The organism is Pedobacter antarcticus, from assembly GCF_900103515.1.
Classification (GTDB): domain Bacteria; phylum Bacteroidota; class Bacteroidia; order Sphingobacteriales; family Sphingobacteriaceae; genus Pedobacter; species Pedobacter antarcticus.
Genome location: NZ_FNGZ01000011.1, coordinates 42668 through 67616 on the forward strand (window position 1 = coordinate 42668; position 24949 = coordinate 67616).

Annotated in this window: 23 protein-coding genes; 16 read left to right on the forward strand and 7 right to left on the reverse strand. The window is 41.6% G+C overall.

Annotated features, from left to right (window positions below):
• The first annotated feature begins 2 nt into the window (after positions 1-2).
• Genes BLR53_RS17015 through BLR53_RS17030 form a run of 4 tightly spaced genes read left to right on the forward strand, consistent with a single transcriptional unit; the run spans position 3 to position 5312 of the window.
• Complete coding sequence (locus tag BLR53_RS17015) at positions 3-1337, forward strand: dihydroorotase (protein WP_037442202.1); 1335 nt, start codon at positions 3-5, stop codon at positions 1335-1337.
• Positions 1337-2473, forward strand: a complete 1137-nt coding sequence (locus BLR53_RS17020) for a DUF3810 domain-containing protein (RefSeq protein WP_074591421.1) — start codon at positions 1337-1339, stop codon at positions 2471-2473. The genes BLR53_RS17015 and BLR53_RS17020 overlap by 1 nt, the downstream gene beginning before the upstream one ends.
• Before the next feature lie 23 nt (positions 2474-2496).
• Positions 2497-4395, forward strand: a complete 1899-nt coding sequence (gene hscA / locus BLR53_RS17025; RefSeq protein WP_074591424.1) for a Fe-S protein assembly chaperone HscA — start codon at positions 2497-2499, stop codon at positions 4393-4395.
• A 56-nt stretch (positions 4396-4451) separates the two neighbouring features.
• Complete coding sequence (locus tag BLR53_RS17030; protein ID WP_074591426.1) at positions 4452-5312, forward strand: zinc dependent phospholipase C family protein; 861 nt, start codon at positions 4452-4454, stop codon at positions 5310-5312.
• Positions 5313-5317: 5 nt separating this feature from the next.
• Here the strand turns inward: BLR53_RS17030 and BLR53_RS17035 are convergent, their stop codons facing one another.
• Both BLR53_RS17035 and dnaN read right to left on the reverse strand, forming a co-directional pair.
• Entirely contained in the window at positions 5318-5974 is a 657-nt protein-coding gene (locus BLR53_RS17035; protein WP_037442188.1) for a VTT domain-containing protein, read from the reverse strand.
• Between the two features lie 76 nt (positions 5975-6050).
• Positions 6051-7175 (reverse strand): DNA polymerase III subunit beta, encoded by a 1125-nt coding sequence (gene dnaN, locus BLR53_RS17040; protein ID WP_037442190.1) that lies wholly within the window; start codon positions 7173-7175, stop codon positions 6051-6053.
• Between the two features lie 166 nt (positions 7176-7341).
• Between dnaN and BLR53_RS17045 the strand changes: the two genes are divergently transcribed.
• Both BLR53_RS17045 and BLR53_RS17050 read left to right on the forward strand, forming a co-directional pair.
• Entirely contained in the window at positions 7342-7959 is a 618-nt protein-coding gene (locus tag BLR53_RS17045) for a YdeI/OmpD-associated family protein (protein ID WP_037442192.1), read from the forward strand.
• A gap of 74 nt (positions 7960-8033) precedes the next feature.
• Positions 8034-9005 (forward strand): glycerophosphodiester phosphodiesterase family protein, encoded by a 972-nt coding sequence (locus BLR53_RS17050; RefSeq protein ID WP_070808213.1) that lies wholly within the window; start codon positions 8034-8036, stop codon positions 9003-9005.
• Between the two features lie 70 nt (positions 9006-9075).
• On the opposite strand, the gene BLR53_RS17055 is transcribed toward BLR53_RS17050, so the two are convergent.
• Positions 9076-9633 (reverse strand): outer membrane beta-barrel protein, encoded by a 558-nt coding sequence (locus BLR53_RS17055; protein ID WP_074591428.1) that lies wholly within the window; start codon positions 9631-9633, stop codon positions 9076-9078.
• 235 nt (positions 9634-9868) lie between these two features.
• Between BLR53_RS17055 and BLR53_RS17060 the strand changes: the two genes are divergently transcribed.
• The 6 genes from BLR53_RS17060 to BLR53_RS17085 all read left to right on the forward strand — a co-directional run bounded on the left by BLR53_RS17060 (position 9869) and on the right by BLR53_RS17085 (position 16132).
• Positions 9869-11356 carry a glycine--tRNA ligase gene (locus BLR53_RS17060; RefSeq protein WP_037440520.1) on the forward strand — a complete coding sequence of 496 codons (1488 nt, stop codon included), beginning with the start codon at positions 9869-9871 and terminating at the stop codon, positions 11354-11356.
• Positions 11357-11684: 328 nt separating this feature from the next.
• Positions 11685-12401: a CAP domain-containing protein gene (locus BLR53_RS17065; protein WP_083332117.1), complete on the forward strand. Its 717-nt coding sequence runs from the start codon at positions 11685-11687 to the stop codon at positions 12399-12401.
• A 70-nt stretch (positions 12402-12471) separates the two neighbouring features.
• Positions 12472-12951 (forward strand): GtrA family protein, encoded by a 480-nt coding sequence (locus BLR53_RS17070; RefSeq protein WP_037440526.1) that lies wholly within the window; start codon positions 12472-12474, stop codon positions 12949-12951.
• An 85-nt stretch (positions 12952-13036) separates the two neighbouring features.
• Positions 13037-14821: an aromatic amino acid hydroxylase gene (locus BLR53_RS17075; RefSeq protein WP_074591479.1), complete on the forward strand. Its 1785-nt coding sequence runs from the start codon at positions 13037-13039 to the stop codon at positions 14819-14821.
• A gap of 6 nt (positions 14822-14827) precedes the next feature.
• The gene (locus BLR53_RS17080) at positions 14828-15529 is read left to right on the forward strand and encodes an SDR family oxidoreductase (protein WP_037440527.1); all 702 of its coding nucleotides are present in this window, start codon (positions 14828-14830) and stop codon (positions 15527-15529) included.
• Positions 15530-15619: 90 nt separating this feature from the next.
• Positions 15620-16132 carry a C40 family peptidase gene (locus BLR53_RS17085; protein ID WP_037440529.1) on the forward strand — a complete coding sequence of 171 codons (513 nt, stop codon included), beginning with the start codon at positions 15620-15622 and terminating at the stop codon, positions 16130-16132.
• A 4-nt stretch (positions 16133-16136) separates the two neighbouring features.
• Here BLR53_RS17085 and BLR53_RS17090 read toward each other — a convergent pair whose 3' ends face one another.
• The gene (locus BLR53_RS17090) at positions 16137-17033 is read right to left on the reverse strand and encodes a flavin reductase family protein (RefSeq protein WP_074591430.1); all 897 of its coding nucleotides are present in this window, start codon (positions 17031-17033) and stop codon (positions 16137-16139) included.
• Entirely contained in the window at positions 17033-18028 is a 996-nt protein-coding gene (locus tag BLR53_RS17095; RefSeq protein WP_074591432.1) for a fumarylacetoacetate hydrolase family protein, read from the reverse strand. The genes BLR53_RS17090 and BLR53_RS17095 overlap by 1 nt, the downstream gene beginning before the upstream one ends.
• A gap of 388 nt (positions 18029-18416) precedes the next feature.
• On the opposite strand from BLR53_RS17095, the gene BLR53_RS17100 reads away from it, so the two are divergent.
• The 3 genes from BLR53_RS17100 (at position 18417) to BLR53_RS17110 (ending at position 21857) form a co-directional block, all read left to right on the forward strand.
• Entirely contained in the window at positions 18417-19583 is a 1167-nt protein-coding gene (locus tag BLR53_RS17100; RefSeq protein WP_037440535.1) for a homogentisate 1,2-dioxygenase, read from the forward strand.
• 33 nt (positions 19584-19616) lie between these two features.
• Complete coding sequence (gene hppD / locus BLR53_RS17105; protein ID WP_037440536.1) at positions 19617-20744, forward strand: 4-hydroxyphenylpyruvate dioxygenase; 1128 nt, start codon at positions 19617-19619, stop codon at positions 20742-20744.
• A gap of 189 nt (positions 20745-20933) precedes the next feature.
• Positions 20934-21857: a YihY/virulence factor BrkB family protein gene (locus BLR53_RS17110; protein WP_037440612.1), complete on the forward strand. Its 924-nt coding sequence runs from the start codon at positions 20934-20936 to the stop codon at positions 21855-21857.
• Here BLR53_RS17110 and BLR53_RS17115 read toward each other — a convergent pair.
• On the reverse strand, positions 21854-22135 hold the full coding sequence (locus BLR53_RS17115) for a hypothetical protein (protein WP_244889563.1): 282 nt from the start codon (positions 22133-22135) through the stop codon (positions 21854-21856). The genes BLR53_RS17110 and BLR53_RS17115 overlap by 4 nt on opposite strands.
• Positions 22136-22346: 211 nt before the next feature.
• The gene (locus tag BLR53_RS17120; protein ID WP_037440542.1) at positions 22347-22943 is read right to left on the reverse strand and encodes a porin family protein; all 597 of its coding nucleotides are present in this window, start codon (positions 22941-22943) and stop codon (positions 22347-22349) included.
• Between the two features lie 158 nt (positions 22944-23101).
• On the opposite strand from BLR53_RS17120, the gene BLR53_RS17125 reads away from it, so the two are divergent.
• A complete protein-coding gene (locus tag BLR53_RS17125; protein WP_074591434.1) occupies positions 23102-24859 on the forward strand; it encodes a sensor histidine kinase in 1758 nt (585 codons plus the stop codon).
• Positions 24860-24949 lie beyond the last annotated feature (90 nt).

Below are 24949 nucleotides of genomic sequence, written 5' to 3' on the forward strand. Positions count from 1 at the left end.
CTATGAAGAGCATCCTAATTAAAGGCGCAACGCTGGTTAATGAAGGCCGGGTATTTGTTGCAGATGTGTATATCGAAAATGGTTTCATTGCAGAAATCGGCACAGAAATCAATAAAAAAGCAGATCAGGAAATCAATGCGGAAGGTCTCCACCTATTCCCCGGAATGATCGATGACCAGGTCCATTTCAGAGAGCCGGGGCTGACCCATAAAGCAGATATTTTTTCAGAAAGCATGGCTGCTGTTGCAGGTGGAATTACTTCTTTTATGGAGATGCCTAATACTGTACCCAATACATTGACACAAGAACTACTGGCAGATAAATATCAGATTGCTGCTGAGATGTCACTGGCCAACTATTCCTTTTTCATGGGCGCTTCGAATGACAACCTGGATGAAGTGCTGCGTACTGACCCGGCCAATGTCTGCGGAATTAAAGTATTCATGGGCTCCTCTACAGGGAATATGCTGGTTGATAATGCCACTGTGCTGGAGAACATCTTTTCTAAAGCACCGATACTGGTAGCCACGCATTGCGAAGACGAAATGACAATACAACGTAATCTGGCGGTATATAAAGAAAAATACGGAGACCAGCTGACCATTTCTATGCACCCGCTCATCCGCAGTGCAGAAGCTTGTTATCTTTCTTCATCCATGGCGGTGGAACTCGCAAAAAAACACAATACAAGATTACATATCCTGCATATTTCCACTGCAGCCGAAGTTGGCCTTTTTGATGCGGTCACACCACTCGCCGAAAAAAGGATCACAGCAGAAGCCTGTGTTCACCATTTATGGTTCGATGACCAGGATTATGCCGAAAAAGGTAATCTGATCAAATGGAATCCTGCAGTTAAAACCAGTGCAGACCGGGATGCGGTGCTACAAGGCGTACTGGATAACCATATCGATATCATCGCTACCGATCATGCTCCACATACGTTGGAAGAAAAATTGCAACCCTATATACAGGCACCTTCAGGCGGTCCTCTTGTACAACATGCTTTATCGGCCCTGCTGGAAATGTATCATCAGGGAAAAATAACACTGGAAAAAATTGCTGAGAAAACAGCCCATAATGTGGCAGTATGTTTTCAGATAGACCGCAGAGGTTATATCCGCGAAGGTTACTGGGCAGATTTAGTACTGGTAAACCTAAACGATCCGGTTAAAGTAACCAAGGCCAATATTCTCTATAAATGTGGATGGTCTCCTTTCGAGGGACAGACTTTTCAGTCTGAAATAACCCACACGATTATTTCAGGAAACCTGGCCTATATGAAAGGTAAATTTCTAACCAATAAAACTGGCCAGCGCATGGCATTTAACCGCTAATGCCGAGCCGGGTCCGGTATGAACTGCGCTGGCTTGCGCTTCCGGTATTGCTTTCTGCAATCATCTGGTGTATAGGCTTGAACAGCAGTCTGACGGAACAATTTTATAGCCTGGGATTCTATCCCGGGCTCTCAGCAATCTTACGCTGGCTAAGCGGCCAGTTTAATTTTGCGGCCGGAGACTTTATCTATCTGATTTTAGTTGGAATCCTTTGTGTTTCGCTCTTTCGTTTTACCAGAAAAGCCTGGCGGAGTCTGCCCGACAGAACCCTTTTATACAAAGCCCCGTTCAAAGCATTAAAACTTATTCTCTGGTTATATATTGTATTTAAGATTCTTTGGGGATTCAATTACAGTCGCCCATCTGTTGCCACTACCCTTGGTATCAGTAAAAAGAGCTATACAGCAGAGCAGCTCACCACGCTCGGAGAACAGTTAATCAGAGAGGTAAATACCTTATCTGCTGAGCTTGATCAACAAAAAGCCAGAAAATCCTATACAATTAAGGAACTCCAGTATGGAGCAACCATCGCGTATAAAAATCTGGCTGGCAGAAATCCATTATTTACCTACAAGAACCCGGTTGTTAAAGCTGTGCTTTCACAAGCCCTGATCAATAGAATCGGTCTGGAAGGTTATTATTGTCCGGTATCCGGAGAAGCCAATGTTAATATGGGGCTCCCGCCGGTATCCCTTCCTTTTGTAACCTGTCATGAAATCTCCCATCAGCTGGGAATCGCAAGGGAAGACGAAGCTAATCTGGCCGGATATCTTGCCTGCCTGAACAGTCCTGATCTGAATTTCCGCTATGCCGGGGTCTATTCAATTCTTCGAAATGTACTTTTTGAAATCCGCCTGATCGCTCCGGAGAAATTAGAGAAGCTCCGTGACCAGATTAATCCAGCCACTCAGGCCGATTACCGGGCTGAACAGGAGTTCTGGCAAAAATACAATGGCGATATGTCTGCTTATATGGGTACTGCACTGGATCAGTTCCTGAAAATAAACAATCAGACTAAAGGCGTTGACAGTTATCAGGATATTGTGATCTGGGTTTATAATCTGCAACTTGAGCACGCTCCTGCCCTGTTTCCTGCCTTTGAAAATAGTACGGGTTACAGACATAAAAACCAGTAAACATTCCTAAATTTGCCTGTATTATGGCAAAGATATCCATCAACCTGGCTACAGGTTCTTTACAAAAAGAAGAGATTATTGTAGGGATAGACCTGGGCACAACCAATAGTCTGGTCGCATTTATTGATCCTGACAAAAACCCAAAAGTTATTAATGATACAGGCAAGGGCTTACTAGTTCCTTCAATTGTGCATTTCAATACTGCAGGGGAAACTGTTGTCGGTCATGATGCAAGGGAGTTTCTGATATCTGACCCTGCCAACACTATATTTTCTGTAAAACGCTTGCTGGGCAGATCTTATAAAGATGTTGCAGCCCACCAGGATACTTTTAGCTATAAAATCATTGACGATGATAGTGACTCCCTGGTTAAAATTCAATCTGGCGGGCGCTTTTATACACCAGTAGATCTTTCAGCAGCCATTTTAAAAGAACTCAAAACCAGAGCAGAACACGCTTTAAAAACACCAGTTAACCGTGCGGTAATAACTGTCCCGGCTTACTTTAATGATACGCAGCGTCAGGCAACACGCGATGCCGGAAAACTGGCAGGTATCGATGTACTGAGAATCGTGAATGAGCCCACTGCTGCCAGTCTCGCCTATGGAATCGGACTGGATCCGCTGGAACATAAAACAATTGCTGTATACGATCTTGGCGGAGGCACATTTGACGTATCCATTCTGGCTATACAGCATGGGATTTTTGAAGTATTGTCTACGCATGGCAACACATTTCTAGGCGGAGACGATTTCGATAGAGCTATTGTACATTACTGGATCGAAAAAAACAAAATAGATGTGCAGGCATTACAGAAAAATGCGGGCTTAATGCAGCAATTACGTCTGAAAGCGGAAGAAGCGAAAAAAGCATTGACTACACAGAACCTGTTTAACGAGACCCTGGATATATCTTCATTTTCAGGCCTCAGCGCTGATGAATCTGCCGGTAAGATCTGGTGCACGATTAATAAACAAACTTTTGAAGACTTGATCGCACCGAAAGTAGCAGAAACCATGCTTTCTTGTAAACAAGCTATTGAAGATGCGGGAATTTCGGTGAGTGCTATAGATGAAGTGGTCCTTGTAGGCGGATCGACACGTACACCGTACGTTAAAGCGCAGGTTGCAGCCTTCTTTGGTAAAGCCCCCCACGATCAGCTTAACCCAGATGAGGTCGTTGCATTGGGTGCAGCTATTCAGGCAGACATTCTCGCCGGAAACCGGTCTGATATTTTGCTGCTTGACGTTACACCGCTTTCCCTGGGTATTGAAACCATGGGTGGACTTATGGACGTCATTATTCCCAGAAATGCCAAAGTTCCAACTAAAGGCGGCAGGCAGTATACAACTTCTGTAGACGGACAGGTTAATATGAAAATTTCTGTTTATCAGGGCGAACGTGACCTGGTTAAAGAAAACCGTAAACTGGCAGAATTTGAACTGAAAGGAATTCCCGCTATGCCGGCTGGTCTTCCAAAAGTAGATATTAACTTTCTGCTTAATGCCGACGGAATCCTTACTGTTCAGGCGATCGAACTTCGTTCGGGTGTAAAACAGGAAATTGACATTACCCCAAGTTATGGACTAACTGACGATACCGTTGAGAAAATGCTGGTGGACAGCATTACTCATGCAGAGGCAGATGTTGCAGAGAGAATGCGAATCGAAGCAAAATCTGAAGGTGAGCAATTACTTTATACCGTGGAACGTTTTGTAGAGAAGAACGGATATGTACTCACTGCAGAAGAAATTAGCCATACTAAAAACTATATTCAGCACCTCGCTGATGCACTTGCAGATGGAGATAAAGACCTGATCCTGAAAAAAGCTGATGAGCTCAATGAATTTACACGTCCCTTTGCAGAAAGGTTAATGGACATTGCGGTTTCTCAAGCCATGAAAGGTAAATCAATAGAATAAAAAGCAAAACAGAAATTCTTAACCGATATCGGCAGGCCTGAAGTAGTTTTACGAAAATGAAAAGTTTATTCATCTTCGCAGCACTCATCTTCTGCCTGCTTTTTTTTTGCTCCTGGGGTTTTCACGCACACACGAGGATCAACTACCTTGCCGTACTCACCTTACCTGAAGGCATGATCCGTTTTTATAAAAGCCATATCGGTTATTTATCTGCGCATGCTATAGATCCTGACAAGCGGAGATATACTGATCCGCAAGAAGGTCCAAGGCATTTCCTGGATACGGAAAATTACCATCATTGCATTGACAGTATTCCCCGCCGGTGGGAACACGCGCTGGAAAAATACGGCCTGGAACATTTACAGCAAAACGGGATCCTCCCATGGCATATACAAAAAAGTTATCTGCAATTGGTTGCCGCTTTTCGCGAACAGAATAAACGTCGTATCCTGCGCATTTCTGCCCATCTCGCACATTATGTTTCTGATGCTCATGTTCCTTTACATGCTACCCGAAATCATAATGGACAATACACCGGACAGACTGGTATCCATGCTTTGTGGGAAAGCTTGCTCCCTGAGTTATTTGATAAACAGTTTGATTTGATAACCGGGCCAGCCGTATATGTAGCTTCCCCTTTAGCAGAAGCGTGGCGTATAATAGCCACAAGCTATCAATTGGCCGATAGTGTATTACGTATAGAAGCCAGGCTCAGCGGAGAATTTCCAGCCTACCGTAAATATAGCTTCACGAAAAGAAAAGGGCTTCTGACCAGAAATTATTCACCTGAATACGCAAAAGCATATGACCAGAGACTTAACGGGATGGTAGAAAGGCAAATGCGTGGTGCAGTGGCCATGACCGGGTCACTATGGTATTCAGCATGGGTTGACGCGGGTCAGCCCATGCTGGAATAATTTAATTAGTCGATGGTTTCTTTCGGCTTGAACATTGACTTTAGAGCGGCAAAGACCACCGGTGCAAAAGTCACAATAGCGATGAAAGCGATAACAAGAGAGAAATTATCACGGATCAGCGGAATTTGTCCTAACAAGTAACCTGCAAATAGTAAACTTGCGATCCAAGCAATACCACCTACAATATTGTAGTAAGTAAATCTGCCGAAAGGCATTTTAGCCACACCAGCTACAAACGGTGCGATAGTTCTGAAAATTGGCAGGAAACGACTGAAAATAATCGCCTTACCACCATGTTTCTCGAAAAACTCGTGTGATTTGTTATAATATTCTAGTTTCAGTATCCTGTTTTGCGGTTTAAACACCTTAACCCCAAAGAAACTTCCCAGTCTGTAATTCAAGCTGTTTCCCAAAATACCGGCTGCAGTAAGCAAGAAAAACATAATCCAGATATCCAGGCCTGTATTTCCCTTTGCAATAAGCGCTCCGACTGCAAAAAGCATAGAATCGCCGGGTAAAAATGGAGTTACAACAAAACCCGTTTCCGCGAAAATTATTATAAACAAGATCAGGTAAGTCCAAGTCTGGTAGTTACTGACCAGTTTTACCAATTCTACATCTGTATGCAGAATAAATTGTATAAGCTGATTGATGATATCCATAGGTCTGGTATTAAAACGTCAAATGCAGCATAAAATTCCAGCGCATTTGACATTTTAGAAAAAATCGTAAAAAATTTTAGTTGTAACTGTTTAGCATAACCGGCATAACCAGCATTAGCACATCCTCATTTTCATTATTAGTCTGAGGAATCAGCAAGCCTGCACGGTTTGGTGTAGACAGTTCCAGCGTAACTTCCTCACCAGATAAGTTACTTAACATTTCAATCAGGAAACGTGCATTGAAACCAATTTCAAGGTCTTCACCCTCATATTGGCAACTCAGACGTTCGTGGGCCTCATTTGCAAAGTCCAGATCTTCTGAAGAAATATTTAATTCACTTCCGTTGATTTTCAACCTAACCTGATGTGTGGTTTTATTAGCAAAAATTACCACACGACGCAGTGTATTCAAAAACAAAGCGCGGTCGATAATCAGTTTGTTAGGGTTATTCGCTGGAATTACAGCTTCGTAATCCGGATAACGCTCATCAATCAGACGGCATACCAGGTTAATATTTTCAAATTTAAAAAATGCGCTTGTTGCATTATAATCGACCGATACATTGATATCAGTTGAAGGAAGTGCAGCTTTTAACAGGGTCAAAGCTTTTTTAGGAAGAATAAAGGAAGCTGTTTTTTCAGCTTTGCTATCCATTCTTCTATATCTGACCAGTTTATGTGCATCTGTTGCCACAAACGTGATGAACTGATCTGACAACTGGCAGAATACACCGGTCATTGCAGGACGAAGCTCATCGTTGCTTACTGCAAAAATAGTTTTGGTAATCGCTTCTGTCAGTACAGCTGCAGGCAGGTTCACTGAAGATGCGTTTTCAACTACAGGTATTTTTGGGAAGTCATCTCCGTTTTCACCGCTCAGTTTATATTTTCCATCACCGGCGCTGATCTCAATGGAGAAAGTCGAATCGTCGATATTAAATGAAATTGGCTGGTCAGGAAGCGTTTTTAAAGTATCCAGCAGAATTCTTGCAGGAACGGCTACTTTACCCCCTTCTTTAGATTCAACCGGTAATGACGTAGTCATACTGGTTTGAAGGTCAGTTGCCGAAATCGTTAAATTACCCTCTTTAATCTCAAAAAGGAAATTTTCCAATATCGGTAAAACAGTGCTGCTGCTTGAGGCACCATTAACCGTTTGTAAATGTTTTAAAAGCGTTGATGTGGATACAATAAATCTCATAATATGATCTTGTCAAGTTCTCAAAAATATAAAAATTACCTCGCATACTTATACTCGCTGTAATAATGTTGAAAAATCGCCGCCATTATTATCTGATTTTTTGGAAAACAAATCAATATTATGATTTATTTGTTTTCTTATTTTAATCGTCATACAAAATCGACCTATGGAAAAATACGATCCCAGAATAGATAAATATATAGATGATGCAGCAGAATTTGCCAAACCAATTTTGAACCATCTCAGAACGCTGGTTCACCAGGCATGTCCCGAAATGAAAGAGACCATGAAATGGAGTTTTCCTCATTTCGAATATAAGGGAACTGTCTGCAGTATGGCGGCTTTTAAACAGCACTGTGCTTTCGGTTTCTGGAAAGCGGCACTCCTTCCCCCGGCAACGCAAGAATTAAGAAGCAGCGCTTCCGCAAATGCCATGGGACAGCTGGGCAAGATATGTTCACTGAACGATTTGCCTACCGACGACCTGTTGATTTCCAGTATTAAGTTTGCAGTTCAGCTTAACGAAGAAGGCGTTAAACTCAAAAAGAAACCTGCATCTCCAAAGACCGAACTGCTAATTCCTGAAGACTTTGCAAACCTTTTGGCGCAGGCAATAGCGGCTAAAAACCATTTCGAAAACTTCAGTTATTCTCAGAGGAAAGAATACCTGCAATGGATTACCGAAGCGAAAACAAAAGCAACGCGTGAAAAAAGGATGCAGACCGCCGTAGAATGGCTAGCGGATGGAAAGATCAGGAACTGGAAATACCTCGAAAAACCGTAGCGTCGATGATGATTTAATATTGCCTTAACTTGAGCAGAAAGGAAGTTGATTAGTTTAGCGACGTGAAAAAACTAATGATACTAACAGCAGCAGTTTGTTTGACAGGCGCTGCATTCGGACAACAAAAATTAGACGTCCAGGGCCACCGTGGCGGTATGGGTTTAATGCCGGAAAACACTATTGCGGCAATGCTAAACGGTGTAAAGCTAGGGGTAAAAACCCTCGAACTGGATGTTGTTATATCCAGTGATGGCAAAGTGGTAGTGTCCCATGACCCATATATGTCAGCGGATTTCATGCTTAAACCTGATGGTTCTGAAATTACAAAAAAGGAACAGGCCGGCATAGCACTTTTCCAGATGAGCTACGATAGTATAAGTCATTTTGATGCCGGGCTCAAACCTCATCCGATGTTCCCGCAGCAGGTAAAAATGAAAACACATAAGCCACTGCTTTCTGAACTGATTGACAGCGTGGAAAATTATGTAAAAAAGAATCAGCTGAAACCTGTTTATTATAATATTGAAACAAAAATCTCTCCTGCAGGAGACGGGGTATATAATCCATCACCAGAAGTGTTCGTGACTACGTTAATGAAGGTATTAAACCCTAAAAACATCAATAACCGCATTACAATACAGTCATTCGACGTAAGAACTTTACAGATCCTGCATAAAACCGAACCCAAGTTAAAACTCTCTCTGCTGGCTTTTGGAAAAATGGATCTGTCTTCTGAATTAAAAAAAGCTGGCCTTGATAAAGAAAACCAGGAAAAAGTAAAACAGGCTATTCTGGCCTATGGTAAAGGTGGTATCGATGAAGATCTTAAAAAACTAGGTTTTACTCCTGATATTTACAGCCCACACTTCTCTTCAGTAGATGCCGGAATGGTAAAAAAAGCACATGAAAATAAAATGTTGATTTTACCCTGGACTGTGGACGAAGAAAAAGACATGGTCGAACTGGGAAAACTGGGTGTAGACGGAATCATTTCGAATTATCCAGATAGGCTTATCCGTTTATTTGGCAGTTATCAAACAAAATAAGACGGCGATATAAAAATCAATTCATAAAAAAAGGGCATCTGAAGATGCCCTTTTTTTATGAATTGATTTATTATAAACCAAAGTTATATGCCAGTCTTAATCCTACGAAATTTTTAACTGGTACAAATTGATTCTCGTTTTTTGCAGACCAGCCTTCATAGCGTGCACCAAGGTCGATTGAACCTTTATCAGCAACTGGAAATTCTACACCAATGCCAGGAGTATAGGCAAACGCCGTACCTGCACCATCACTGGTTCCAAATGACGCACCCACCTGTCCGCCTGCATAAAAATTCTCCGCAAGGAAATATTTAATCCCCACTTTTACCGGAACAGCGCTAAAATCACGCGCTTTAATCGTGATACCGCCAAAACCATATTCTTTACCTGTAAAAGTCAGGTAACCTGCACTTGCTGTGAAATTCAACCGATCTGCTATAGGTGTCTGGAATTCAAGCGAACCTCCATACCCTAATTTATAAACGTCACCGGTATTTCCCGTTGGAAAAGCAAAATCGGCCCCGATACCTAACTTAGCGCCTGACATAGCCGGGTCACGTACCTGAGCGGATGCGGTTGACCAAGCGAACATTCCTGCAAGAGCGGTAAGTAAAAAGATCTTTTTCATAATATGTGTATTTAAGTTTAGTAGCGCTTTTACGCTGATGTGATTAAATCAAAAAGCCGGCCAATTCAGATATAACCATCACAAAACACTAACAATCAAGTATTTAATTTACTGAATATATCTCACAAAGAGTCAGTTTTATGTTGGTTTTTCCATGCAGTCTATTCATACCCAGCGACAAATTGGTGTTTATTCATATTTTAAATTACTCTTCAAATTCTATATTTGCAGTATTATGGCCAAAACGAATAACGACGAACAATTTAAAAATGTGATCTCTCATGCCAAGGAATATGGTTTCGTATTTCAAAGCAGCGAAATTTATGATGGATTAAGTGCCGTATATGACTACGGCCAGTTAGGTGCTGAACTAAAAAATAATATTAAAACCTATTGGTGGAAATCGATGGTTCAGCTACATGAAAATATTGTCGGAATTGATTCTGCAATATTTATGCATCCTAAAGTATGGAAAGCAAGTGGTCACGTAGACGGCTTCAGCGATCCTATGATCGACAATAAAGATTCGAAAAAACGTTATCGTGCAGACCAGTTACTGGAAGATAAAATTGCCCGTTATGAAAAGGACGGCAAAACAGATAAGGCTGCGCAGCTGCAGGCAGATATGGATCAGGCTTTGAAAGATGAGAATCTGCCACAGCTTAAAGTCCTGATTGAACAGCATGAAATCGCCTGCCCGGTCAGCGGTACAAAAAACTGGACAGATGTACGTCAGTTTAACCTGATGTTCAGTACCCAGTTCGGTGCAATGGCAGAAGGTGCCGAAGAAGTTTACCTGCGTCCGGAAACGGCTCAGGGAATCTTTGTGAACTTCCTGAACGTTCAGAAATCCGGCCGGATGAAAATTCCTTTTGGGATTGCCCAGATCGGAAAAGCTTTCCGGAATGAAGTTATTGCCAGACAGTTCATTATGCGTATGCGTGAGTTCGAACAAATGGAAATGCAATTCTTTGTTCGTCCGGGAGAAGAAATGAAATGGTATGCTTACTGGAAAGAAGCACGTTTAAAATGGCATACAGCATTAGGTACAGATCCTGCAAAATATAAATACCACGACCATGCAAAACTTGCGCATTACGCAAATGCTGCAGTTGATATAGAATTTGAATTCCCATTTGGATTTAAAGAAGTAGAAGGTATTCACAGCCGTACTGATTTCGATCTAAGTCAGCACCAGGAGTTTTCAGGTAAAAAAATGCAATATTTTGATAATGACCTTAATGAAGAAGGAAAGCCATACGGAAACTATATTCCTTATGTCATCGAAACTTCTATCGGTCTGGACAGAATGTTCTTGCTCACTATGATTGGTGCTTTCGAAGAGCAGGATCTTTCTGAAGGCGAGAAAACCGACAGCCGCATTGTTTTACACCTGCACCCTTGCCTGGCCCCTATTAAAGTTGCAATTCTGCCTCTAACTAAAAAAGATGGTTTACCAGAAAAAGCGAAAGAAATCATGGACTTGCTTAAATTCGATCATAGCGTCGTTTATGAGGAAAAAGACTCTATTGGTAAACGTTACCGCAGACAAGATGCTATAGGTACCCCATTCTGTCTTACAATCGATCATCAGACACTGGAAGATCAAACTGTAACCATCCGTCACCGTGACAGCATGGAACAGCAGCGTATCGAAATTAAAGATCTGGAGGAACTGATCTCAAGCAAAGTAAGCTGGAAAAACCTGCTGAGAAAATTATAAAATAGAAATAACGCGCCTGGTCATTAAATGACCGGGCTTTTTTGTGCCTTAGCAAATCACATTACATCCCTGGCTGTGTATAGCAGGAAGTTATATGAATTGTAATAAATTTTAGGTAATTCCAGTTTTTCGACCACTTTTCTTCGGGGTTGCATTACCCTTGGTATACCCTTGCTATACCGTTGCGATACCCTTGGTATACCCTTTGGGTAAAGGAAGGGTATACCAAGGGTATCGCAACGGTATAGCAACCCCGAAGAATAGCAAATAAAAAGTAATAAAAAATTAAGCGGGAATAAGCGGAATACTCTTTGCTAACAAATGCTGGATGAAAAACTTAAGATACACCCTATTGACCAGGCTGCTCCTTCTCCTGCTCATACAGATTGGACTATCAAACACACTCTGCGCACAAAGCCGGTCTTCAGCGAATACCTGGACTGCATTAGAACTTAAAAACGCAGATACTGCCAAAGATGCGCCGTATCTAAATGACGAAGAGAAAAAACTAATCTTTTATATGAATCTGGTCCGGACCAATGGCGAGAAGTTTTTCAACACCTACTTTCAGGATTTTACTGATGCATATAACCAGGAGATGCAGCAATACCGAAACTACAATGACCTGCGGGTAAACCGGAAAGACAAGTACTACCGCGGGCTGGAAAAAGACCTGAAAGATGTTAGAAACCTCCCACTATTTGAACCAGATGAAACTTTAACCTGGGTTGCACAGCAACACGCCAAAGACCTTAAAAAAACGAATAAGGCCGGACATAACTCAAGTGATGGCAGATCGGTTAAGGACCGGATAACCCCATATTATCCAAACAGGGCGATGGCCGAGAACCTTGCTTTCGGATTTTCAAAAGGATTTGCAAATATCTGTATGCTGCTGCTGGACAAGAATGTAAATGATCTGGGCCACAGAAAAACGATTTTAAGTACAAAGAACAATTTGAAATATACGGGTGTAACTATCGGTACCCACCCCGGATACAGATACTGCGCTGTAATGGATTTTATATCGGGGCCGGCAGATTAAATAAAACGGAATTTTCGGTAAGTGATTCTCATTCCCTAAATTGCCGCTTTTAAGCGTACCCACATTATATATGCGTAAAGCCGTTATCCGTTTTATTGATTTTTTCTATCCTCCATTTTCAAGATGGTTTACGGTGCATACTTTCCGATACATCGTTTCCGGTGGTACGACAGCAGCCAGTGGAATTGTTGTCTATTATATCGTCTATAACTTTATACTGAAACAGCAACACGTTCTGCTCCCTTTCCCTCCCGGAATGATTACCGCACCGGTAGCTGCACTGATCATTGAGTCTTTCATCACATTTATTATTGGTTTTGTACTCAATAAATATCTTGTCTTTACACAAAGTGAATTAAAAGGCAGAATACAGCTCTTTCGCTACGGCACTGTAGTAGCCACTAATATCCTGCTCAACTTTGCCATGTTAAAGGTTATGGTCGAAACGTTTCATTTTTATCCGACGATTGCAAAAATCATTACCACAATAATATTAGCATTTTTCAGTTATTTTATACAGAAACACTTCTCTTTCAAAGTCAAAAAGTAGATCATAATGAAGTCATAGCTGATCTTTCGCTTGATAAATCGTTCCGACAGACTTATCTTAGGCAGAATACAAATAAAAAATGGCAATGAGCGACTTTAACAACTTTAATAATCCGCAGGTAGCCGGTTTACCCAAACATTTAAGGCAATTTATCGTAGATCAGCATTACGAGAAATATACCCCGGTGGATCAGGCCGTATGGCGCTATGTAATGCGTCAGAATTACAGTTACCTGAAAGATGTTGCTTATTATCCTTATATCAAAGGTCTTCAGCGCGCAGGGTTGAGTATTGAATATATTCCAGATCTGCAGACAATGAACGATAATCTGGGCGAAATGGGCTGGGGTGCAGTAACAGTTGATGGTTTTATCCCTCCCGCTGCCTTTATGGAATACCAGGCATTTAAAGTGCTGGTCATTGCCGCCGATATCCGCCAGATAAATCATATTGAATATACACCGGCACCAGATATTATACATGAGTCTGCCGGACACGCGCCGATTATTGCAGACGAAGCTTACAATTCCTACCTGAGCTATATAGGTTCAATCGGGGCTAAAGCGATGTTTTCAGCACGTGATTTTGAACTCTATGAAGCCATCAGAAATTTATCTATCCTGAAAGAGGCACAGAACATACCGGAATTCGAAATCCAGCGGGCGGAAGAAAAACTCAGTCATATTTCTGCGCACATGGGCGAACCATCCGAAATGGCCTTATTAAGCCGTTTACATTGGTGGACGGTAGAATATGGCTTGATTGGAAGTCTCGACAATCCAAAGATCTACGGGGCCGGTCTTTTGTCTTCTATCGGGGAAAGCTCAAGCTGCATGTCCGAAAACGTTAAAAAGATTCTATATACCATTGATACCGTAAATTACGCTTACGACATCACTAAAACACAGCCGCAGTTGTTTGTGACACCAAACTTCGAAAATCTGATCGACGTACTCGAACAGTTTGCCGACACCATGTCGTTCAGACGTGGCGGAGCGGAAAGTATTGCCAAAGCGATTGACTCCCGTAATCCGGCGACAGCGGTTTACAGCTCAGGTCTGCAGGTGACTGGTGTTTTTACAGACATGGGTAAAATGGAATCTGGTGAGCTCAGCTTTATTAAAACTACTGGTCCTTCTGCACTCGCATTTGCGGATAAGGAACTGGCGGGACACGGTAAAATTTATCATAAGGATGGTTTTTCTTCTCCTGTGGGAAGGTTAAAGAACAGCCGCAAACCACTGGAAGACTTCAGTGCAGAAGACCTGAAAGAAATTAACCTGATCGAAGGTCACGAAACTAATTTTGAATTCGAAAACGGCATTACCGTATCCGGAACTATAAAAAGAATAACCCGTGCTGCAGATAAAATTATCCTGATCGTATTGGAGAATGCCACAGTCAAAGAATCCAGCGGACACATTCTTTTCCAGCCGGAATGGGGTACATACGACATGGCTGTTGGTGAGAAAATTATTTCCGTATTTAATGGTGCTGCAGATAAAGATGCTTTTGAAGAAATTTCTCCGATCAGCTATATTCCGACCGAAAAAATTCAATACGATGATCATACTGCCAACCTGCACAGGATATACCAGACGGTAAGAATTATACGCGAAGAGCAGCATGGAGCAGAAATGCTGGATCGCCTGTTTACAGAGCTGGCAGAAAATTATCCTGCAGACTGGCTTTGTGCAATGGAAATTTTAGAGATATTGCATTATAATGCGATCAATCCAGACCTGAAAGGAAAAGTTAAAGCCTATCTGGAGCTCAAAAAGGATAGTGAACCCGGGCATCAAAAACTGATTCAGGATGGCCTGCATGTAATCGCTAATCCTGTTACCCAATTAATTACTGAAGAAGATTAACATAACATGAATATTGTACTAACTGGTGCCAGCAGTGGCATAGGCTTCGAAGCCGCTTTAGAATTTACCCTGCAAAGTGCCAACAAAGTGGTGTGTATCGCAAGATCGGCCGATAAACTGCGTAAACTGCTGGAAATAGCAAAGAGCATAACTCCTGATTGTACTTTGCTGCCGGTAGAATTTGACATCGTAAATGATGACTATGCAGCACTGGTCCCTTTCTTAAAGGAAAGGTTAGGCCATGTAGACATCCTGATCAATAATGCAGGTGCTTTAATTAACAAGCCTTTTCTGGAAACTTCTGCCGATGATCTCCATGACATGTTCCGTTCCAATGTAACCGGTCATTTTAAAATGATTCAGAATTTATTGCCGCTCATGAAAAGCGGTGGTCATATCCTGAATATTGGCAGCATGGGTGGTTTCCAGGGAAGTGTCAAATTTCCAGGCCTTGCCGCTTATTCCTCAAGTAAATCTGCCCTGCATACTTTAACAGAGTGCCTTGCATTTGAGCTTGCAGAAACAGGGATTAAAATTAATTGCCTTGCACTGGGATCTGCGCAAACAGAAATGCTGGAGCAGGCTTTCCCTGGATATCAGTCTCCTGTTATGGCTTTTGAAATGGGTAAGTACGTCGCAGACTTTGCCAGAACAGGTCATCGTTTTTTTAATGGAAAGATTATTCCTGTCGCAGTGACAACACCATAATTTTTTATATCTTTAAAAAAACCCGGGTTGAAGGCAGCTTCTTTTCTAAGAGGCTGCTGATCCTGATTGTTCAGAAAACACATCATTCTAATGAAGAAAGCCTTTGTTTTATGCAGTCTGATTGGCATGCTTTACACCAGCACAGCCATTGCCCAGACTTCCGGCGAGAAACAAGTACAGCCTAAAACGGTAGAAAATGCTCCACAGGAAGGTGCAGGCGCAAAATTAATCAGTTTTGCAAAAACAATGATCGGGATTCCTTACCGCTATGCCAGCAGTAATCCTAATATCGGGTTTGACTGCTCTGGTTTTGTGAGTTATGTCTTTAAGAACTTTGGGTTCAGCGTTCCGCGTTCTTCCCCTGAATTCGTTGCAGCAGGAAGACCGGTAAAACTGGAAAATGCCAAAGTTGGCGATATTCTCATTTTTACCGGCTCAAATCCTAAAAACAGGAAGATAGGTCATGTAGGTATTGTCTATAAAGTAGATGGTGACGAAATTGAATTTATCCACTCCAGTTCAGGTAAAGCTAAAGGCGTTACTATTACGACGATGGACACCTATTATAAGCGGCGCTTTATGAAAGCCGTAAGTGTGCTCTGATCAATTACCAGATTTCCAGCAGTACTATTTTCAGCGCATCGGCTGCCTGACCTCTTCCGAGTAATTCATGGGCCAGTTCGTGCAACTCCCTTTGCCGGTTAATGGTGTCACCAATAGTTGCATCCAGGATTTCTTTTACTTCGGGATGAAACCTGATGTCTTCAATCTCTTCCTCAGCAGGCATCTGTTCTATATTACCCAGCATTCCCAAATCATTTCCCGTTAAAACATAGGAGTTTCTAACGCCAGCAGGCAAAGCATCCACGCCTATCCCTTTACTGACTAATGGTTTTTTGACTTGGAAGAGACTTTCGGGAGTCACGCGGCAATACCAGTCTCCACCCAATCTCGCTACCAGATCTATTTTAGCCTGATCTATTTTTCCTTCTGAGTCAAGAATGTCTTTACGGATATGAATTTTTTTAATTTCCGCCAGAACCAGGTTACCTGCACCAGGATTTTCTCCCAGGCCAATTACTTCCCTGACTGTGCATTCGAGCTGTACCGGGGCCTCTGCTACCCTTGGTGGTAATACCAATTCCGACTTTAGCATTGTAAAGCCGGCCTTCTCAAATTCATTGACATTTTTATCGTATTCGGTACTTGCCAGACTAACCTGCTGTACCATCGCATAATTGACTATATTAATTACACATTCCGGGACTTCCAGAATATTTTCCAGTGTATGTTTAGTCGTATTATCTCTGACCCTTCTTGCAGGTGAAAAAATACAAAGCGGAGGATTGGTACTGAAAAGGTTAAAAAAACTAAAAGGGCTCAGGTTAACCTGCCCGGCTTTGTCAATCGTCGAAGCAAAACAGATTGGTCTGGGCGCAATAGCGTACTGTAGATATTGTTGTAAGTCAACCGGGCTTAAATCGGCTGTAGAAAGACTCAGCATTATTTTTTAAGGTTTAAAATAGAAAAATCTGTATCTGCTTTACGAATAATATTACTCAGAATTCCTAAACCTGTAATCTCCATCTCAACGATGTCTCCCTGCTGTAACCACTGAACCGGATAGTCAGGATTATTTAGCAAACCTGTACCATTCAGTTCAAGCAAACAGCCGGTGCCCACTGTTCCGGATCCAATTACGTCTCCAGGAAGTATATCAACACCGTAAGCACAACGCTCAATAATCTCCGCAAATGTCCAGTCCATATCGGCCATATTCCCTGCAGACACTTGTTTTCCGTTAACGGTACAAGTCATTTCCAAATTGTAATTAGTACCGGTATGTCCCGGTTTGGCTGCAACTTTATAAGCTTCGAGTTCATCTGGTGTAACCAACCATGGACCAATTACAGTTGAAAAGTCCTTACCTTTTGCCGGCCCGAGGTTAAGCAGCATCTCTTCCATCTGTAAAGTCCTGGCACTCATATCGTTCATGATCATATAGCCGGCAATGTACTGATCTGCTTCCGCAGCAGTTATATTTCGTCCTTTCTTCCCGATTACAACGGCAACTTCCAGTTCAAAATCCAGTTTCTGAAAATGATCAGGCATACAGGTTATTTCGCCGGGTCCCTGTATAGCGTTATGGTTGGTAAAATAGAAAATCGGATACTGATCAAATTCGGCGATCATGTCCAGTTTCCTGTTTCTGCGTGCGGCAGCAACATGCTGACGAAATGCATATCCGTCTCTACATGAAGTCGGATGTGGAACCGCAGCGATCACTTCATAAAAAGCTTCTTCTTTAGGCTCTATTTCGCCGTTTTTAATTTGCCTGTCGATCTTCATGGCGCGTTCCATCAAAACTTCCGAATCCTTCAAAAATGAATTCATATCATCAGGAAGCTGTTTATCACATGAATTCAGGTTATAGATATGTCCGTCTACAAATACACCAAGGTGTTCCTGCTCTTCAGTTTTATAGGATACTAATTTCATAACATTTTAAATTTGGTTGAAAAGATGGTTCTCTGCTATCAAAGCTAGAAAATTTAAAACAAGCGGGGGGTAATAAACGTTTTCTTTTTATACTATAAACAACCAATACATTCATATAGTTAAATATTCACCAAATTATCTACTGCATAAATTTGAATGCTGATTATATAATTCTTAACTTAGCTTAAGCAACAATGACGAAGAGAAAACTTAAATATCAGGATCGTATAGCCAGCCAGGTTCTGGCAGGCTTCAGGTATGGTATGCTCTCGGTTCTCATTTTTGCTCAATATTCCATTTAAGTCCTGCCTGTTAAGGCAATCTATGTCTGCGTTTTTCTAAAGCAGCATGCTCTCCCCCTTTTCTAACCATAATAAAACCTATTGATATGCCTATTTATCATACTCTAGGAACCATTCCGCCTAAAAGGCATACTGTTTTCCGTAAACCAGATGGTGAGCTGTATGCAGAGGAACTGGTTTCCACAGAAGGATTTTCAAGCTTATATTCACTTGTTTATCACTGTCATCCGCCAACGATAGTTAAATCTCTGGGCGAACCATATAGTGTCGAGCCTGAAATTGCAAGGGAAAAACACCTGAAACATACTTCGTTGCTTGGCTTTAAAATATCGCCGGAAGATGATTATCTGAAAAGTCGCAAACCTGTTCTGGTGAACAGCGATCTGCATATTTCACTGGCAGCGCCCAGGAAATCTATGACAGATTATTTCTATAAGAACTCCCAGGCAGACGAGGTTATTTTTATTCATGAAGGCAGCGGCAAGCTGAAAACGGGCTTTGGCCAGATTAAATTCGCTTACGGCGACTACCTGGTTATTCCAAGAGGCACTATTTACCAGATGGAATTTACAGATGAAAAGAACAGACTTTTTATTGTAGAAAGCTTTAGCCCCATCCGTACGCCCAAACGTTATAGGAATGAGTACGGACAGCTCATGGAACACTCCCCTTATTGTGAACGGGACATCCGGAAACCGGAAAATCTGGAAACTAATGATGTTTACGGAGATTTTAAAGTCCTGATTAAAAAGCAGGGTATTATGTACCCTTATACCTACGGAACGCACCCTTTTGACTTCGTCGGCTGGGATGGATTTCATTATCCCTGGGCATTCTCTATTCATGATTTTGAACCCATAACCGGCAGGCTCCACCAACCGCCGCCCGTACACCAGACTTTTGAAGGCCACAACTTTGTAATCTGCTCTTTTGTTCCACGTAAATACGATTACCACCCGCTATCCATTCCCGCTCCTTATAACCACAGTAATGTAGATAGCGATGAGGTGCTTTATTATGTAGACGGAGATTTTATGAGTCGCAAAAGTGTAGAGCGGGGCCAAATCACATTACACCCCGGAGGCATACCGCATGGCCCGCATCCGGGCACCGTGGAAAAGTCTATCGGTAAAGAAAAGACGGAAGAACTGGCAGTTATGATTGATCCGTTCCGTCCATTGATGTTAACAAAAGACGCGCTGGCAATTGAAGATGAAAATTATCATAAAAGCTGGCAGATCAATATTGAATAAATCTTAAAAATTTAACCTGTAAACTCAACCAAAATGCAATCATTAGTTGTAGAAAAGAAAACGGCAGCAACAGATTTCCTTCCCTTAAATGGGACAGATCATCTGGAACTTTACGTAGGTAATGCTAAGCAATCTGCCCATTATTATAAAACAGCGTTCGGTTTCACCACTGTTGCTTATGCAGGGCCCGAAACCGGCATACGGGATCGTGCGTCTTATGTATTGCAGCAGGGCAAAATCAGATTGGTTTTAACAACCCCACTGCATTCTGACAGTCCAATCATGGAGCATGTCCGCAAACATGGAGACGGCGTAAAAATTCTGGCGCTCTGGGTAGACGATGCTTACCAGTCTTACGAAGAAACTATTCGACGTGGCGCCATATCCTATCAGGAACCAAAAACCATAAAAGATGAATTCGGAGAAGTGCGTACCGCCGGAATATATACTTATGGAGAAACTATACATCTGTTTGTAGAACGTAAAAACTATACAGGTGCTTTCATGCCGGGCTATATGGCACTGGATAGTGACTACATCCCCGGAGATACAGGGCTGCTTTACATTGACCACTGTGTTGGTAATGTGGGTTGGAACCGGATGAACGAAGCAGTCCGCTGGTACGAGGAAGTAATGGGCTTCCGTAATATTCTTTCATTTGATGATAAACAGATCAATACTGAATATTCTGCATTGATGAGTAAAGTGATGAGTAACCAGAACGGCTATGTTAAATTTCCAATCAATGAGCCCGCTGAAGGAAAGAAAAAGTCTCAAATTGAAGAATACCTGGAATTTTATGAAGGTGAAGGTGTACAGCATATTGCCGTTGCGACGCATGATATTATTAAAACCGTCAGAGCGATGAAGGCGCGTGGCGTAGAGTTTCTAAGCGCACCTCCAGCTGCTTATTACGACAATTTACTGGAACGGGTTGGTAAAATAGATGAGGACATTGCCCCTTTGCAGGAACTGGGCATTCTTGTAGACTATGACGAGGAAGGTTATCTGCTGCAGATATTTACCAAGCCGGTACAGGACAGGCCAACGTTATTTTTTGAGATCATTCAGCGTAAGGGTGCTCAGTCTTTCGGGGCAGGTAACTTTAAAGCTTTATTCGAATCTCTGGAGCGTGAGCAGGAGAAAAGAGGGAACTTGTAATTTTTAGATTAATGCCCGAAGGCCGGTCCAAAAGACCGGCTTTTTGTTTGAATATTACCCCGTATTAAAAATATTAAGTACTTTCGAATTCAATTGTGTTCGCTCCTGGCTGGCTCAAGTTTATCTTAGCTGCAAAAAAAAGGGCGCCGGACATATTTGAAACAGGCTCTTTATCCGGTAAAAGGAATTATGTTCAGAAAGATCAGCAACAGCATTCAAATATTCAGTACTCATCTGCTTTCGGCATTCCGCTTATTCCAGAAAAATGACCCTTTAAGGCTCGCCGGTGCTACCGCCTTCTTTGCTAATTTCGCATTACCACCCATTCTGCTGATCCTAATCCGGATCTTCGGATTTTTCATCGACAGAAAGATCATGCTTAACCAACTATTCGACAGGCTATCGAGTATATTGGAAGACAGTAGTATCCAGCAAATGCGTGAGGTACTTAAAAATATAAGGGGGATTGACCATAAATGGTATGCCACTTTGATCAGCTTCGTTTTCTTTCTCTTCGTAGCAACAACTTTATTTGCCGTGATCAAGAATTCGATGGATCAGATCTGGTCTATCGGGCTTAAGGAGAATAGCAGTTTTGTTTTCCAAATGAAAAACCGGGGCAGATCTATGGTTATCATTATGCTGGCTGGTATTTTGTTCTTTGTAGGAATTCTGACGGATAGTTTCCAAACATTTCTCGCCGCCTATATTAACGCGGCTTCTCCAGATTTTGGAAATTTCCTGCTCAGCCTGCTCAATCAGTTTTTATTTATGATAATTGTAACCATATGGTTTACAGTTCTTTTCCGTTTCCTGACGAATGGAAGGCCATCTTGGAAAGATGCTAGAATGGGAGGACTACTTACCGGAGTATTATTCACCCTCGGTAAGTATATCCTTCGGATTGCATTGCCATGGAGCAACATTGGAAATATCTATGGTGCATCCGGTTCCATCGTACTGATTATGTTATTCGTATTTTACTCTTCCCTGATCTTTTATTTCGGCGCCTGTTATGTTAAAGTACTGAGCGAAACCTATAACAATCCTATACGCCCCATTAAAGGTGCGTTTAACTACGAAATCAAGGAAGTAAGACAACCGGCTTCTTAATTTAATTCCGAAGTCGGAGTTCTCTCCAATCCCTGCATTTCAAATACGGCGAGTTTCTCCAGTAAGTTATAATGCAGTGTACCAAAAAAGCTGATCACCCCGTCCTTAGTTTTACCTTCAATCCACACGCTCTCCTGATGTTGTTCGGGATGTTGTAAAAACTGGTCATTTAAAACCTGTTCATCTTTGATCCTAACATCGGCAATATCAATTGCGTACTGTTTTAAAAGCAATAGAAAGCTGCTACCGTTCATTAACAATTCTTTTACACTCATCATGATATTAGATTTTAAATTTGGAAATGGAAGAATACAAATTTAACGCCAGAACTATCTCTTTTAGTGTTCTGAATCAGAGATATAGATAAAAATGATGACGTATCCAAAAGGCACAAAAAAAGCAGATGCCCCGGAGGTACATCTGCTTTTTTTATGGTCATCCTTCCTTCTTCTACTAAATCGTTGAAGTGTTCCGGATGGAGTAAAAATTCTAGAATAATCTATACGCAAGTCCTAAAGTGAAAAGATTCATTCTAGTATCGCTGTAACCTTCTTTTCCTATTTTAGAAATTCCTGCTTCATATCTCAGGTCAACACCCAGGCTTCCGATATCCAGTCCTGCACCAAACTGCCATCCAACTGACTGATTTTTAAATCTGCCATTGAATACATTTCCTGTTGCCTGTCCAAAAGATTGTTTGTCATCCAACAGAAACGAAACGACAGGGCCTGTATTTAAACGAAGTCCTACACCCGCTGCGCCAATCTTGGTACCAATAAGCAAAGGAACATCCAGACTGGTGAACCTTACTTTGTTTTCTACGCCCACAGGGTCAACATTACTAACCAGTGTAGTGTTTTTACCACTCAGGTAAAGCTCGGGTTGAAAATGAATGCCGGCGGCACCGATTCTTGCCCACAGACCTGCATAATAACCTGCTTTATTATCACTGCTAAAAGTGTTTTCAGTAGATAATTTAGACAAGTTTGCACCACCTTTCAAACCGAACTGAAAGCTAGGCAGCAACTGACTGAATGCGACAGAACTGAAGCAAAGAAATATTGCCGATAAAATAATTTTTTTCATGATAGACTAATTTTAGATTGATTATTGAAATGTAAATTTAGAAATATTTTCAGAGCCTGTTTAAAATTTATTTATTTGTCTGCTAAACATAGTTTTACAAAGATGATTAATTATAAATTTGCCGCGGAGTCTGTCTTCAAGGCTGACTAAACTGTTAAATGAATTTTGATTTTAATTTTTACGCGCTGGTTTTAATTATCCTCGGCAGTTTTACGTTCTTAATTTCGTGTTTGATCTTAAGTAATAAACCCGGCACACTTCGGTGGATTGGGTTTCTTATTCTTTCAAATTCAATCTGGTCGGTAAGCTATGGTCTGGAACTAGCAAGTACATCCCAAATTAGCTGGCTTACCGGTGTACAATATCTGGGAATCACAAGTCTTCCATTATCCTGGTTTCTATTTAGCATGGACGTGGCCGGACACGAAAAGTGGATCCGCAACCGCGGTAATTTATTCCTCGCATCTATCGTGCCTATAATTACACTTGTACTGGTCTGGACAAATGATTTTCACCATTTGCACTATAAGTCAACTTACCTGGTTCCAGGCCCGCCATACTCTGTTTTACACATAGAAAGAGGAATCTCCTATTATTTCTTTGTAGCCTATTTTTATGCTTTACTCCTGCTGAGTAATTTCTTTCTAATCAGAAAATTCAGTAAATCTGACCCCATATACCGGAAACAAAATCAAACGATACTAATCGGTGCAGCTTTACCCTGGATAACAAATATTATTTATGTATTCAATTTAGTTTCTTTATATGGCCTGGATTTAACGCCATTTGCCTTTCTGATTTCCACTTTACTGATCACTATTTCAATTTATAAATTCAGGTTATTTGATATTCAACCTATTGCCAGGGAAAAAATACTCGAACTGATGCAAGATGGATTTGTGGTTTTCGATGACAACCTCACCATTATCGATTATAATAATTCATTTAAAAAGCATTTCGGCATGCCTTCAGAGATGCGGTTAAGCGGGAAGCTTCTTTCTACGGTACTAAGTGACCAGCCGGAGCTTCTGGAAAAACTAAGGGTGAGTGTTCCTGGTAAACAGGAAATCCAGATATTGGTTAATCAAAGGATTCAATACATGGAGGCAGACCTGCGGATATTAAATGAAAATAAGCTTAACCGGCACTTTACTATTATCCGTTTTCAGGACATCACTACTTTGCGTCTGGAAGCGTTGAAAACGGTAAGACAGGCTAACGAACTTCAAAAACTCAATCAGCTGAAGGACAGAATCTTTTCTATTATGGCACATGATCTGCGCGGACCTTTACTGAATCTTTCTGAAGTCCTGAAAATGAATAATGATGAGCTGATTAGCCCGGAGGAATTCAAAAGCCTTTCTCCGGCATTGGCCAGAGATATTGTGTATACAACAGATCTTCTTGATAATATACTCCACTGGTCCAGAAGCCAGCTTAATGGTTACGGGATTAACCGGGAATGTTTTAACCTGAAAAGGCTCATCGATTCCGAAAGAAACTACCATCAGAAAGCAGCAAACCTCAAGGAGATTACAATTTTAACGGACGTTGCCGGAGATCTTGTAGTTTTTGCCGACTTACTAATGATGCAGATTGTAATCCGAAACCTGATAGCCAATGCGATTAAATTCTGTTCTTCCGGATGTACGATCCGAATATCCGCAGCGAACGAAGTGCAGTTCATCGCCCTGCATATTATAGATAATGGTATTGGGATTGAAAGCGACAACCTGGAGAAAATACGCAATCAGGAAAATATCTCCAGCCGGGGTACCCGCAATGAAAAGGGAACAGGCATCGGATTAATGGTTTGTTGGGACTTTATGGCCAAAAACGGCGGAAGTATCAGAATTGATAGTAAACGAGATGAAGGGACTACATTTTCATTAAAAATACCAAAGCCCGAAGCATAAAAAAAGCCCCCCTAATATGCTGTCCCAAAAATAGTGTTAAATTTTGGAGGTAGTATATTAGAGGAGCTCTCTCTCAATTCCGGATTATGT

What these genes read in the sequence shown, in the direction of transcription:
- BLR53_RS17015 (WP_037442202.1), top strand. Translation starts at nt 3, where the DNA reads ATGAAGAGCATCCTAATTAAAGGCGCAACGCTGGTTAATGAAGGCCGG.
- BLR53_RS17020 (WP_074591421.1), top strand. Translation starts at nt 1,337, where the DNA reads ATGCCGAGCCGGGTCCGGTATGAACTGCGCTGGCTTGCGCTTCCGGTA.
- hscA (WP_074591424.1), top strand. Translation starts at nt 2,497, where the DNA reads ATGGCAAAGATATCCATCAACCTGGCTACAGGTTCTTTACAAAAAGAA.
- BLR53_RS17030 (WP_074591426.1), top strand. Translation starts at nt 4,452, where the DNA reads ATGAAAAGTTTATTCATCTTCGCAGCACTCATCTTCTGCCTGCTTTTT.
- BLR53_RS17035 (WP_037442188.1), bottom strand. Translation starts at nt 5,974, where the DNA reads ATGGATATCATCAATCAGCTTATACAATTTATTCTGCATACAGATGTA.
- dnaN (WP_037442190.1), bottom strand. Translation starts at nt 7,175, where the DNA reads ATGAGATTTATTGTATCCACATCAACGCTTTTAAAACATTTACAAACG.
- BLR53_RS17045 (WP_037442192.1), top strand. Translation starts at nt 7,342, where the DNA reads ATGGAAAAATACGATCCCAGAATAGATAAATATATAGATGATGCAGCA.
- BLR53_RS17050 (WP_070808213.1), top strand. Translation starts at nt 8,034, where the DNA reads ATGATACTAACAGCAGCAGTTTGTTTGACAGGCGCTGCATTCGGACAA.
- BLR53_RS17055 (WP_074591428.1), bottom strand. Translation starts at nt 9,633, where the DNA reads ATGAAAAAGATCTTTTTACTTACCGCTCTTGCAGGAATGTTCGCTTGG.
- BLR53_RS17060 (WP_037440520.1), top strand. Translation starts at nt 9,869, where the DNA reads ATGGCCAAAACGAATAACGACGAACAATTTAAAAATGTGATCTCTCAT.
- BLR53_RS17065 (WP_083332117.1), top strand. Translation starts at nt 11,685, where the DNA reads ATGAAAAACTTAAGATACACCCTATTGACCAGGCTGCTCCTTCTCCTG.
- BLR53_RS17070 (WP_037440526.1), top strand. Translation starts at nt 12,472, where the DNA reads ATGCGTAAAGCCGTTATCCGTTTTATTGATTTTTTCTATCCTCCATTT.
- BLR53_RS17075 (WP_074591479.1), top strand. Translation starts at nt 13,037, where the DNA reads ATGAGCGACTTTAACAACTTTAATAATCCGCAGGTAGCCGGTTTACCC.
- BLR53_RS17080 (WP_037440527.1), top strand. Translation starts at nt 14,828, where the DNA reads ATGAATATTGTACTAACTGGTGCCAGCAGTGGCATAGGCTTCGAAGCC.
- BLR53_RS17085 (WP_037440529.1), top strand. Translation starts at nt 15,620, where the DNA reads ATGAAGAAAGCCTTTGTTTTATGCAGTCTGATTGGCATGCTTTACACC.
- BLR53_RS17090 (WP_074591430.1), bottom strand. Translation starts at nt 17,033, where the DNA reads ATGCTGAGTCTTTCTACAGCCGATTTAAGCCCGGTTGACTTACAACAA.
- BLR53_RS17095 (WP_074591432.1), bottom strand. Translation starts at nt 18,028, where the DNA reads ATGAAATTAGTATCCTATAAAACTGAAGAGCAGGAACACCTTGGTGTA.
- BLR53_RS17100 (WP_037440535.1), top strand. Translation starts at nt 18,417, where the DNA reads ATGCCTATTTATCATACTCTAGGAACCATTCCGCCTAAAAGGCATACT.
- hppD (WP_037440536.1), top strand. Translation starts at nt 19,617, where the DNA reads ATGCAATCATTAGTTGTAGAAAAGAAAACGGCAGCAACAGATTTCCTT.
- BLR53_RS17110 (WP_037440612.1), top strand. Translation starts at nt 20,934, where the DNA reads ATGTTCAGAAAGATCAGCAACAGCATTCAAATATTCAGTACTCATCTG.
- BLR53_RS17115 (WP_244889563.1), bottom strand. Translation starts at nt 22,135, where the DNA reads ATGATGAGTGTAAAAGAATTGTTAATGAACGGTAGCAGCTTTCTATTG.
- BLR53_RS17120 (WP_037440542.1), bottom strand. Translation starts at nt 22,943, where the DNA reads ATGAAAAAAATTATTTTATCGGCAATATTTCTTTGCTTCAGTTCTGTC.
- BLR53_RS17125 (WP_074591434.1), top strand. Translation starts at nt 23,102, where the DNA reads ATGAATTTTGATTTTAATTTTTACGCGCTGGTTTTAATTATCCTCGGC.